The 11,955-nt window shown below is 72.6% G+C and carries 9 protein-coding genes and 1 pseudogene; 5 read left to right on the forward strand and 5 right to left on the reverse strand.

What is annotated here, in order from left to right; translation table 11 throughout:
• The first annotated feature begins 12 nt into the window (after positions 1 to 12).
• The gene (locus AB0917_RS07465; protein ID WP_366818531.1) at positions 13 to 2,031 is read left to right on the forward strand and encodes an NAD-binding protein; all 2,019 of its coding nucleotides are present in this window, start codon (positions 13 to 15) and stop codon (positions 2,029 to 2,031) included.
• A gap of 191 nt (positions 2,032 to 2,222) precedes the next feature.
• Here AB0917_RS07465 and trpS read toward each other — a convergent pair whose 3' ends face one another.
• Positions 2,223 to 3,299: a tryptophan--tRNA ligase gene (gene trpS / locus AB0917_RS07470; protein ID WP_366818532.1), complete on the reverse strand. Its 1,077-nt coding sequence runs from the start codon at positions 3,297 to 3,299 to the stop codon at positions 2,223 to 2,225.
• Between the two features lie 238 nt (positions 3,300 to 3,537).
• Positions 3,538 to 3,702 carry a DUF6126 family protein gene (locus AB0917_RS07475; protein WP_366818533.1) on the reverse strand — a complete coding sequence of 55 codons (165 nt, stop codon included), beginning with the start codon at positions 3,700 to 3,702 and terminating at the stop codon, positions 3,538 to 3,540.
• Positions 3,703 to 3,881: 179 nt separating this feature from the next.
• Between AB0917_RS07475 and AB0917_RS07480 the strand changes: the two genes are divergently transcribed.
• The 4 genes from AB0917_RS07480 (at position 3,882) to AB0917_RS07495 (ending at position 9,771) form a co-directional block, all read left to right on the forward strand.
• The gene (locus AB0917_RS07480; RefSeq protein ID WP_366818534.1) at positions 3,882 to 5,012 is read left to right on the forward strand and encodes an LLM class flavin-dependent oxidoreductase; all 1,131 of its coding nucleotides are present in this window, start codon (positions 3,882 to 3,884) and stop codon (positions 5,010 to 5,012) included.
• A gap of 5 nt (positions 5,013 to 5,017) precedes the next feature.
• The gene (locus tag AB0917_RS07485; protein WP_366818535.1) at positions 5,018 to 5,677 is read left to right on the forward strand and encodes an FMN reductase; all 660 of its coding nucleotides are present in this window, start codon (positions 5,018 to 5,020) and stop codon (positions 5,675 to 5,677) included.
• A gap of 103 nt (positions 5,678 to 5,780) precedes the next feature.
• A complete protein-coding gene (locus AB0917_RS07490; RefSeq protein WP_366818536.1) occupies positions 5,781 to 6,203 on the forward strand; it encodes a universal stress protein in 423 nt (140 codons plus the stop codon).
• 121 nt (positions 6,204 to 6,324) lie between these two features.
• The gene (locus tag AB0917_RS07495; protein ID WP_366818537.1) at positions 6,325 to 9,771 is read left to right on the forward strand and encodes an AAA family ATPase; all 3,447 of its coding nucleotides are present in this window, start codon (positions 6,325 to 6,327) and stop codon (positions 9,769 to 9,771) included.
• 73 nt (positions 9,772 to 9,844) lie between these two features.
• Here the strand turns inward: AB0917_RS07495 and AB0917_RS07500 are convergent, their stop codons facing one another.
• From AB0917_RS07500 to AB0917_RS07510, 3 genes and pseudogenes are all read right to left on the reverse strand, one after another.
• The gene (locus AB0917_RS07500; protein WP_366818538.1) at positions 9,845 to 10,702 is read right to left on the reverse strand and encodes an ABC transporter permease; all 858 of its coding nucleotides are present in this window, start codon (positions 10,700 to 10,702) and stop codon (positions 9,845 to 9,847) included.
• Positions 10,699 to 11,670 (reverse strand): ATP-binding cassette domain-containing protein, encoded by a 972-nt coding sequence (locus tag AB0917_RS07505; RefSeq protein ID WP_366818539.1) that lies wholly within the window; start codon positions 11,668 to 11,670, stop codon positions 10,699 to 10,701. The genes AB0917_RS07500 and AB0917_RS07505 overlap by 4 nt, the downstream gene beginning before the upstream one ends.
• Positions 11,671 to 11,757: 87 nt before the next feature.
• Positions 11,758 to 11,955: pseudogene (locus AB0917_RS07510) on the reverse strand (hypothetical protein); the annotation flags it as partial.

Below are 11,955 nucleotides of genomic sequence, written 5' to 3' on the forward strand. Positions count from 1 at the left end.
AAGGATCACGGCATGCTGGGTTTCGTGCCCCCACTTCCTCAGCAGCCGGGACGCCCGCAGCCGGGACGTCCGCCCTCCACCGGCCACATGATCGTCTGCGGCGACGACGCGCTGGCCCGCCGACTCGCCGTGGAGCTGCGCTTCGTCTACGGGGAACGGGTCACCCTGCTCCTGCCACCCGGCCGGGACGTCAACAGCCCCGAGACGCCGATGACCCAACGGGGGCGCGCGGCAGCCCTGTTCGGCCGGATGTCGGCGGCCATGAACCGCGCGGGCAATGCGGCCGGAGGCGGGGCCGGGGCCGGCAACGACACCAACGCGGGGGTCGAGGCCGTCCGGATCATCGAGGCGCCCGAACCCTCCGACGACGTGCTGGAGGAGGCGGGCGTCGACCGGGCCGCCGCCCTCGCCCTCGTCTACGACGACGACGAGCGCAACATCCGCGCCGCCCTCACCGCCCGCCGCCTCAACCCCCGTCTGCGGCTGGTGATCCGGCTCTACAACCGCAAGCTCGGGCTCCACCTGGAGGAGCTGCTCGACCAGGCGGCGGCCGTCGCCATGCCCGGCATCGACCCCGCGCTGCTCGACGCCTCCACCACCGTCCTCTCCGACGCCGACACCGCCGCCCCCGCGCTCGCCGCCACCGCGCTCACCGGCAGCAGCAAGGTCATCCAGGCCGAGGGGCTGCTCCTGCGCGCCGCCGAACGCCCGCCGCCGGGCCCCGGCGAGAGCGCCGACCCGGGGCTGTGCACCCTCGCCCTGCTCTCGTCCACCACCAACGACCCGGCGGGGGCGGAGGGTTCGGACAGCAGCGGCGAGGAGGGCCCCGAACTCCTGCCCGACGACCGGTCCGTGGCCTCGGCCCAAGGGCGTGGAACCGTCGTTCTGGAGGCGATCAGCCGGGCCGACCCGGACCGCCCCGCGACCCGGATGGGCGGCCGGGGCGCCCCGCTCTCCCAGGTCTTCTCCCGACGGCTGCGCTGGTCGGCCCTCGGCGTCGCGGCCGCCGCGGTCGCCCTGGTGATCGCCTCGCTCCTCACCACCGAGGACGGCCTGCTGCACTCCACCTACCTGACCCTGCTCGACCTGCTGGGCATGAACGACCCGTCGGAGGACGGAACACCGGCCCGGAAGATCATCCAGATCCTCTCCGGCATCGCCGGGCTGCTCCTGCTCCCGCTGCTGCTCGCCGCCGTCCTGGAGGCGTTCGGCACCCTGCGCACGGCCTCCTCGCTGCGCCGCCCGCCACGCGGCCTGTCGGGCCACGTGGTGCTGCTCGGGCTCGGCAAGATCGGTACGCGCGTCCTCGTACGCCTGCGTGAACTCGACATCCCCGTGGTCGTCGTGGAGGAGGACCCCGACGCGCGGGGCATCCCGCTGGCCCGGTCCATGCACGTGCCGACCGTCATCGGCGACGTCACCCAGGAAGGCGTCCTGGAAGCGGCCAAGATCCGCCGCGCCCACGCCCTCCTCGCGCTCACCAGCATCGACACGACCAACCTGGAGGCGACGCTGTACGCCCGGTCGGTGAAGCCGGACCTGCGGGTGGCGCTGCGGCTGTACGACGACGAGTTCGCCACCGCCGTCTACCGCACCCTGCGCACCGCGCACCCCCAGGCCCTGACCCGCTCCCGCTCGGTCTCCCACCTGGCCGCCCCCTCCTTCGCGGTCGCCATGATGGGCCGCCAGATCCTGGGAGCGGTCCCGGTCGAGCGGAAGGTGATGCTCTTCGCCGCCCTGGAGGTGGCGGGCCACCCGCAGCTGGAGGGCCGCACGGTGGAGCAGGCGTTCCAGGCCCACGCGTGGCGGGTCCTGGCCATCGACGCCACCCCGCCCGCCGACCGCAACCCGGACCTCGCCGCACTCCCCCCGTACCTCCCGGACGGCGGCCCCCCGCCCCCCTCCGGCCTGGTCTGGGACCTGCACCCCGGATACGTGCTGCGCGCCCAGGACCGGGTGGTGATCGCGGCCACCCGGCGAGGTCTCGCGGAGCTGCTGCGGCGGCAGCGGACGGTGCTGCCACGGCAGTGAAGGGTGGGGGCTTTGCGGCTTACGCGCGTGCCTTGAGGCTCACGTGTGTGCCCTGAGACTCACGCGCGTGCCTTGAGGCTTACGCGTGCGCCCTGAGACTCAAGCGCGTGCCTTGAGGCTTACGCGCGTGCCCTGAGGCTTACGCGCGTGCCCTGAGGCTTACGCGCGTGCCCTGAGGCTTACGCGCGTGCCTACCGGAACGTGCCCATCGCCTCCCGCACCTCCCCCAGCGTGGCCTCCGCGAGCGCGTTCGCCCGCTCGTTGCCCGCGCGCAGGGCCGACCGTACGTACGTGAGGTCCGCCGCGTACTCCGCCCGCCGGGCCCGGAATGGGGCCAGGTGGCTGTTGACCGCGTCGGTCACCGTCCGCTTGAGGACGGCCGCTCCGCCGTCGCCGATCTCCGCCGCGACCTCGTGCGGGTCCCGCTCCAGGCAGAGGGCGGCCAGCAGGACCAGGGAGGAGACGCCGGGGCGGGCGTCGGGGTCGTAGGTGATGTGCCGGTCCGCGTCCGTGGTCGCGCCCTTGATCAGGCGGGCCGTCTCGTCGGCGGTGGCGCCGAGCGGGACGGAGTTGGCGCGGCTCTTGCTCATCTTGGTGCCGTCCGTGCCGAGCAGCAGGGGCGCGGCGGAGAGCAGGGCGTCCGGTTCCGGGAAGAGGTTCCCGTACCGCTCGTTGAAGCGGCGGGCGATCGTCCGGGTGAGTTCGAGGTGGGGCAGCTGGTCCTGGCCGACGGGGACCACGTTGCCCTTGCAGAAGAGGATGTCGGCGGCCTGGTGGGCCGGGTAGGTGTACATCAGCCCGCTGACCGCCGCCTGCCGGGAGTGCGCGATCTCGTCCTTGACCGTGGGGTTGCGGCCCAGCTCCGCGACGGAGACGAGGCTGAGGAAGGGCAGCAGGAGCTGGTTGAGCGCGGGGACGGCGCTGTGGTTGAAGACGGTGGACCGGGCGGGGTCGACACCGAGGGCCAGATGGTCCAGGAGCAGCCCGTCGGTGTACTCCTCCAGCCGCTCGGCGGTGTCCCGGTCGGTGAGCACCTGGTAGTCGGCGATCAGGACGAAGACGTCCACGCCGAGGTCCTGGAGGCGGACCCGGTTGCGCAGGGTGCCGAAGTAGTGGCCGAGGTGGAGGGGGCCGGTGGGGCGGTCGCCGGTGAGGACCCGGAAGCGGCCGGGGTCCTGGGTGATGCGGTGCTCCAGCTCGGCGCTGCGCAGCTCGGCGGGGGCCGTGGGGAGGGCGGCGGTGGCGCGGGCGGTGGTGACGGTGGTCATGGCGGGGTCTCCTCGCGGTGGTGGGTGCGTGGAGGACGGCCCGAGCGGTGGGGGCTGCGGTGCCCCCGTTCCCGTACATCGCGCCTATGAGAAGGCAGCGAAAAGGGCCGTCCATGGTGAACGGCCCTGGGTTCCGTGCAGACAGGTGCTGCGGCCGCTCCTTAAGAGGAGCGCCACCAGTTTCGGCACGGTACGGAGGTCATGCGGTCAGTGTATCCGCCATGGTCCTGCGCGGCGGCTATTTGTCCGCGTGCCCGCCTACGTAGAAGAGGATCCAGATGAAGCCCGCGAAGAGGTGCGTCGCGAAGACGTAGACGAAGACGCGCAGGAACACTCCGCGCGCTTTCCACTCCTCGCTGCCGCTCTTCGGCCCGCTCTTCCGTTCGCTCTTCCGTTGGCTCACCGTTCCAGAGTACGCGCGCCCATAAGGGGCTCGGACGTGTGGAACGCGACCCGCGAGGGGGGCCTGCCCGGCGCGTGGAATAGGACGGAGGGGGGTCCCGTTGTACGATGTAGTTCAACGTTCAACCAAATCGGTCAGGGTCTCCGGATCTCCGGCCGGGACTCAGGAAGGCGGACGCCATGCAGTTCGGGATCTTCACCGTCGGAGACGTCACCACCGACCCGACCACCGGCCGGACGCCGACCGAGAACGAGCGGATCAAGGCGACCCTGGCCATCGCGCAGAAGGCCGAAGAGGTCGGCCTGGACGTGTTCGCGACCGGCGAGCACCACAACCCGCCGTTCGTCCCGTCCTCCCCCACGACGACGCTGGGCTACATCGCGGCCCGCACCGAGAACCTGATCCTGTCCACGTCCACCACCCTGATCACCACCAACGACCCGGTGAAGATCGCCGAGGACTACGCCACCCTCCAGCACCTCTCGGACGGCCGCGTCGACCTCATGATGGGCCGGGGCAACACCGGGCCGGTCTACCCCTGGTTCGGCAAGGACATCCGCCAGGGCATCCCGCTGGCCGTCGAGAACTACGCGCTGCTGCACCGGCTGTGGCGCGAGGACGTCGTGGACTGGGAGGGCAAGTTCCGTACGCCGTTGCAGTCCTTCACCGCGACCCCGCGTCCGCTGGACGGCGTCCCGCCGTTCGTGTGGCACGGCTCCATCCGCTCCCCGGAGATCGCGGAACAGGCCGCCTATTACGGTGACGGGTTCTTCCACAACAACATCTTCTGGCCCATGGAGCACACCAAGAAGATGGTGGACCTCTACAGGCGCCGTTACGCCCACTACGGTCACGGCACCGCCGAACAGGCCGTCGTGGGGCTCGGCGGCCAGGTGTTCATGCGCGGGAACTCGCAGGACGCGGTACGCGAGTTCCGCCCGTACTTCGACAACGCGCCGGTCTACGGCCACGGCCCGTCCCTGGAGGAGTTCACCCGCGAGACCCCGCTGACCGTGGGCTCCCCGCAGGAGGTCATCGAGCGGACGCTGACGTTCCGGGACGCGGTCGGCGACTACCAGCGGCAGTTGTTCCTCATGGACCACGCGGGGCTCCCGCTGAAGACGGTCCTGGAACAGCTCGACATCCTCGGCGAGGAGGTCGTGCCCGTGCTGCGCGAGGAGTTCGCGAGCCTGCGGCCGGCCGGTGTGCCGGAGTCCGCGCCCGTCCACCCGGCGGTCGCCGCCGCCCGTGCGGCCGGGAGGACCGGTACCGGCGAGAAGACCCGTACCGGCGAGAAGAAGGAGGCCTGACCCCGATGTCCGCCACCACCCCTCTGCGTATCGTGGCCGTCTCGGCCGGCCTGAGCCAGCCGTCCTCCACCCGGCTGCTGGCCGACCGGCTGGCCGCCGCCACCCGCGAGCGCCTCGCGGCCGAGCAGGACCGGGACGTCGAGGTCCACGTCGTCGAGGTCCGCGACCTCGCCGTGGACATCGCCCACCACCTGCTCAGCGGATTCCCCTCGGCCGCGCTGCGGGAGGCGATCGACGCGGTGACGGAGGCGGACGGGCTGATCTCGGTGACCCCGGTGTTCACCGCCTCGTACAGCGGTCTGTTCAAGTCGTTCTTCGACCTGATCGACAACACCGCGCTGACCGGCAAGCCCGTCGTGATCGCCGCGACGGGCGGCACGGCCCGCCACTCGCTGGTCCTGGAGCACGCGCTGCGGCCGCTCTTCGCCTACCTGCGGGCCGTCACCGTACCGACGTCCGTCTACGCCGCGTCCGAGGACTGGGGCTCCTCCGGTGACGAGTACACCGAGGGCCTGCCGTCGCGGATCCGGCGGGCCGGCGGCGAGCTGGCCTCGGCGGTCCTGGGCCACACGGTCTCCGGGGCCTCCCGGGCGCCGGGCCTGGACGACGGGGAGGACGCGGTCGTCCCCTTCGAGCAGCACCTCGCCGACCTGCGGCTGGGCTGAGGCCGGGCTGCGGCCGGGCCGACCGCCCCGCCCAGCCATATTGTCCGCTTTGATTACAGTGAAGGCGGACGCTGTACCGAGCTTTACCGAGCTGGAGGCAGATATGGGCAGGATCGTCGTGGGTGTGGACGGGTCCGATCCCTCGATCAGGGCACTGCACTGGGCCGTACGTCAGGCCGAGCTGACCGGTGACACCGTGGAGGCCGTGAACAGCTGGGAGTACCCCGCGACCAGCTGGGCGTCGATGATGCCGGGCCTGCCGGAGGACTTCGACCCGCAGGAAATGGCCACCGTCTCCCTGAACGAGGCGCTGGAGGAGGCCCTCGGCGCCGGAGGCGCGGCCGCGATCAGCAAGATCGTGGTCATCGGCAATCCCGCCCAGGCCCTCCTGGACCGGGCCAAGGGCGCCAACCTGCTCGTCGTGGGCGCCCGGGGCCGCAGCGGCTTCAAGGCGACGCTGCTCGGCTCGGTCAGCCTCCACGTCACGCAGCACGCCCCGTGCCCGGTGACGGTGGTGCGCGGCTGAGGGGCCGCCCCTCCCCGCCGCTCGGCCGGTGCCCCCTCTCCGACCTGGTCAGAGGGGGCACCGGCCTGCGCCCGGCGAAAAGGGGGGAGCCGTTGTCAGTGGGTCCTCCTATCGTGTGGGCATGACCCCTGCTCTGTTCGGGCGCGACCATCCCGCAGGCGTCCTCCGCTCGGAGATCGTCCGGGCCACGGACAGCCACGGCGGTCTCGTGCTGGTCACGGGCGAGGCCGGGATCGGGAAGACCACCCTCGTCACCGACGCCGCGCACGAGGCGCGGCGGCGTGGGGCGCTGGTGGTCGGCGGCTCCTGCTGGGACTCCGACAGCACCCCCGGCTACTGGCCCTGGGTGCAGGTGCTGCGCGGCCTGCGCCGCTCCGCCACGGCGGCGGAGTGGGCGGCGGCCCAGGAGGCGGCGGACGGGCAGCTCGGCGTCCTCCTCGGTGACCCGGCGGGCGACGGCACGGCTGCGGCGTCGGCATCTGTATCGGCATCAAGCACGGCATCGGGTGCGGCCGGCGGGGACCTCGGGAACGGCACCCATGGCACCGACGGCGCCGGCGCGGAAGCCGACGCGTCCGGTGTCTCCTCGGAGGGCGCCGAGGCCTTCGGGCTGTACGACGCGGTGACCACGGCCCTCGTCACCGTCTCCCAGAGCCGCCCGCTGGTAGTGGTCCTGGACAACCTCCACAGCGCCGACCCGGCCTCGCTGCGCCTGCTCGAGTTCGCCGCCCAGCACGCCTGGTTCGAACGGCTGCTGCTCATCGGCACCTACCGGGACGTCGAGGTGGAGGCGCCCGGCCACCCGCTCCAGCAGCTGATCCTGCCCCTCGTCTCGCGCGCCTCGGCCACCCTCACCCTGAACGGTCTGGGCCGCGACGAGGTGGGATCGCTGATGGCCGTGACGACGGGCCGCGAGCCCGCGCCGCACCTGGTCGACGAGGTCCACCGGCGCACCGGCGGCAATCCGTTCTTCGTCGAGCAGACGGCCCGGCTCTGGCACAGCGGCAGCCCCGTATCCACCATCCCGCCCGGGGTCCGGGAGGCCGTCCGGCAACGGCTGAGCCTGCTGCCGGACCCGGTCGTCTCCCTGCTGACCACCGCCGCCGTGCTCGGCCGGGAGTTCCGCCGGCAGGTGCTGGCCGTGGTGCACGGCTCCCCGGTCCCCCAGGTGGAACGGCTGCTGGAGTCGGCGATCGTCGCCCGCGTCGTCGTCCCGCGCCCCTCCGGCAGTCACGCCTTCGCCCACGACCTGCTCCGCGAGACGCTGTACGCCTCCCTCGGTGACGCGGACACCCGCCGCCGCCACGCCGCCGCCGTACGGGCGCTGGACGCGCACGGCGGCCTCCACGACGCGGTGCGGCCCGGAGACCTCGCCCGCCACGCCCACCTCGCCGGCGGGGAGCTGGAGCGCGACCGCCGGATCGACCTGCTGGTCGCCGCCGCCCGGGACGCCTCGGGGCGCCTCGCCGACGAGGAGGCCATCGGCCACTACCGCCGGGCCCTCGCGGTGGCGTCCAGGGAGGCGGAGCCGGAAGCGGGCGGGGCGCCGGGCGAAGGGCCGCCGCACGGCGCGCCGGCCCCCGACCTCCGCCGGGCCGCGTTGCTCTGCCTCGACCTCGGCGAACAGCTGCGGCACGCCGGAGAGATCGCCGAGGGGGACCGCCTGCTGGACCGGGCGGTCGCCCTGGCGCGGGAGCTGGACGAGCCCGAGCTGCTGGCCCGGGTGGCGATCACCCTGTACCGCCCGGGGGCCATGGGCGCCGGTGACGCCTTCATGGTGACGTTCCTGAGCGAAGCCCACCGCAAGGTCACCGGCAAGGACGGGCAGGACAGCCTCTCCGCCGACCGGCTCGCGCAGGAGCTGTCCATCCACATCATGGCCCTGGCCCGCAGCGGCTCGGACGACGAAGCCCTCGCCTTCTCCCTCTGGGCGCGCCACGACTCCGTGTGGGGTCTCGGCTCGGCGGTGGAGCGGCTGGGGCTGACCGACGAGATGGCCGTCGTCGGCCGTCGCACCCAGAACCTGGACATGGAGCTGCACGCCACGGCCATGCGGTGGGTGACCCTGCTGGAGCTCGGCGACCCGGCCTTCATGGACCAGTACCGCATCTTCATCCGGGCCGCCGAGCGCTCGGAGCTGCCCCGGTTCGCGATGGCCGTCGCCGTCGACAGCAGCCTGATCGCCTCGCTCCAGGGCCGCTTCACCGAGGCGGCCGAGACCCTCCAGGGTGAGGCCCTCGACCTGGAGGGCGAGGACCACGAGACGTTCGGCTTCATGGGGTTCCATCTGCTCTGGTCCCTGCACCTGCTCCAGGGGCACTTCGCGGAAGCCGAGAAGGCGCTCTCCGCGCTGCCGGGCGCCCGGCATCCGTGTCCCGGGCTGCTGGAGGCGCTGACCGCCGTGGAGCAGGGCGACGCGGCCCCGGCCCGCCGCCTGATCGCCGCGCAGTCGGACTGCGCGGCCCCTTACCCGCGGGCGTTCATGCCGCTCTGGCTCCGGCTGCTGGCCCAGACGGCCGCGACCACCGGAGACCGGCGCCTGATCACCCGCGCGGAGGACGAGCTCACCCCCTACACGGGCCAGTGGGTCGTCTCGCTGTACGGGTGCGACATCGGCGGCCCCGCCGACCTCTGGCTCGGGATGCTCGCCGCCGCCCGCGACGACCGGGACACGGCGGTGGCCACACTCACCGAGGCCGCCGCCTCCGCGGACCGCCTCGGCGCCCGCCCCTGGGCCGTACGCGCCCGGCTGCACCTGGCCCGCTCCCTCCTGGCCCGCGCGGAGCCGGGCGACACCGGCCGGGCCCGCGCCCTCCTCTCCGAGGTGCAGCGCGAGGCGGCCGAGCTGGGCCTGCACCACCTGGCCTCCGAAGCGACCACGCCCACCACACCGACGACTCCGGCTACGCATGCCGCTACGGCTCATGGGAGCACCGCTGCGGAGCCCGCCGCCTCCGGGCCCGCCCCCGGCTCCCCAGCCGCAGGCGCCGTCGGCTCCCCCGCTCCGGACGCCACCGAGTCCGCCGCCGAATTCCGCCGCGACGGGCCCGTATGGCAGCTGCGCTGGGACGGGCGGACCGTGCACGTGCCCGACGCCAAAGGGCTGCGGGACCTGCACAGCCTGCTGGGGCTCCCCGGCGCCGACGTCCCGGCCGTGCGGCTGCTCGCCCCCGAGGGCGGCGCCGAGCTGGTCGCCGCCGGACAGCTCGGCGGTGAGCCGGTGCTCGACGAGGAGGCCAAGCGCCGGTACAAGGAACACCTGGCCCGGCTGGACGCCGAGATAGACCGCGCCGCGGCACGGGACGACACCCGGCAGGTCGAGGCGTACGACCGGGAGCGGCAGGCCCTTCTCGACCAGCTGCGCACCGCGGCCGGGCTCGGTGGCCGGAGCCGCCGCCTGGGCGACCAGACCGAGCGGGCCCGCAAGACGGTCACCGCCCGGATCCGCGACACCCTGCGCAAGCTGGACTCCCTGCACCCCGAGCTGGCGGCGCACCTGCGGGAGTCCGTGACCACGGGGACCACCTGCGCCTACCGCCCCGGCCGCACCCCCGACTGGCGGCTGTGACCCGGCGCCGCATCGGCACCGGGTCACAGCCGCCGGTCATCAGCCAGGCGTCAGCCTCGTCGGCTTCCCGTCGTCACTTCCGGTTGTAGAGCCGCATCGTCACGGCACCGAACACCACCATGACCACTCCGGCCCACCCCAGCGACCAGGCGAGGTCGGACGCGGGCCAGTTGCCCGCCATCAGCTCGCGTACCGCCGTGGCCAGGTGGGTGATCGGGCTGTTGTTGACGAAGGCCTGAAGCCAGCCCGGCATCGTCGACGGGTCGACGAAGACGTTGCTGAGGAAGGTGAGCGGGAAGATCACCATCATGCTGACGCCCATCACGGACTTCTCGGTCCGCAGCAGCAGCCCGAACATGGTCCAGATCCACGAGAACGCGAACGCGAAGACCAGCAGCAGCGCCACCCCGGCCAGCATCCCGAGCACTCCGCCCTCCGGACGGAAGCCGATGATCATGCCGACGGTGAGCATCACCACCGAGGCCAGCACATAGCGCAGGACATCGCCGAGCAGATAGCCGACCATCGGTGCGGGCCGCCAGATCGGCAGCGTACGGAACCGGTCGAAGACGCCCTTGGTGATGTCGGTGTTGACCGAGACACCCGTGTACATCGTGATCATCACGACGCTCATGACCAGGATGCCGGGCAGCAGGAACTGGATGTACTCCTGCGTGGAGCCGGCCAGCGCCCCTCCGAAGAGGTACGTGTACATCAGGACCAGCATGACCGGGAAAGCCGTCACATCGAAGAGCTGTTCCGGCACGTGCTTGATCTTCAGCATGGCGCGCCAGCCGAAGGTGAGGGAGGCCGACAGCGCGCTGGGGCGCGGCGGCCGGTCCAGACCGACCAGGAGGGCCGACAGGCGCTCCTGGTCCGGCGCGGCGAGCGCCACGTCCTCCAGCTCCGTCTTGGTGGTCGCGGTACTCATGCCGCCACTCCCTTCTTGTCCGTGAGGGCGAGGAAGACCTCGTCGAGGCTGGGCTGTCCCAGCGAGAAGTTGTCGACGGTGATGCCGGACCGGGCCAGCTCGGCCAGGGCCCGCGCCGCCTGTTCCGCCGCGCCCCGGTCGGAGCCGTGCGCGTCGACCCGCGCGGTCAGCGCCACCGGGTCGGCGTCCAGCTGGACCGTGGCGTCGAGCGCCAGCGACAGCACCCGCTCGGCCTCGGGCCGCTGCGCGGCGTCGCGCAGCCGCAGGTGGACGGTGCCGGAGCCGACGGAGGCCTTGAGCTCGCCCTTGGTGCCCTCGGCGATCACCCGGCCGTGGTCGATCACGGCGATCCGGGAGGCCAGCTGGTCGGCCTCGTCCAGATACTGCGTGGTGAGCAGGACCGTCGTGCCGTGCGCGACGACCGCGCGCACGATGTCCCAGACCTGGTTGCGGCTTCGCGGGTCGAGTCCGGTGGTCGGCTCGTCCAGGAAGAGCAGGTCGGGGGTGTTGAGGATGGAGGCGGCGATGTCGATGCGGCGCCGCATGCCTCCCGAGTAGTTCTTCACCTGCTTGCCCGCCGCCTCGGTCAGCCCGAACCCTTCGAGCAGCTGGGCCGCCCGGTCGCGGGCGGCCGGCTTGGAGTGCCCGAGAAGCCGGGCGAGCAGGACGAGGTTCTCGTTGCCGGTCAGGTCCTCGTCGACCGAGGCGTACTGCCCGGTGAGGCTGACCCGGCTGCGGACCGCGTCGGCTTCCTTCACCACGTCCTTGCCGAACACCCGGGCCGTCCCGCCGTCCGGGCGCAGCAGCGTGGCGAGCATCCGTACGGTGGTGGTCTTCCCGGCTCCGTTGGGTCCGAGGACCCCGTAGACGGTGCCGGTCGGGACGGCGAGGTCGACGCCGTCCACGGCGCGGTTGTCGCCGAAGACCTTCACCAGCCCCGCCGTCTCGATGGCCAGTTCAGTGCTCATGAATCCGTTCCTTGTACGTCGTCGTCTATGGCGTCTATGGCGTCTATGTGCGTCGAGAGAGAGGTGGACCGCAGGCGCGGGGCGGTGTCAGGAGACGTAGGGGCGGACCGCCCGCGCCTCGCGCAGGGCCCGGCCCCACCAGCCGAGCTGGTCGAGCATCAGCCGCACCGCCCGGTCCCGCGCGCAGGCGCCCAGGCCTGGCTGAGGGACGCAGGGCTCAACCGCGAACGCATACTGCTGCTGCAGCCTCGCGGCAACCAGAGTGCGCTGCAACTGGCCTGTGAA

The organism is Streptomyces sp. NPDC007346, from assembly GCF_040703535.1.
Classification (GTDB): Bacteria; Actinomycetota; Actinomycetes; order Streptomycetales; family Streptomycetaceae; genus Streptomyces.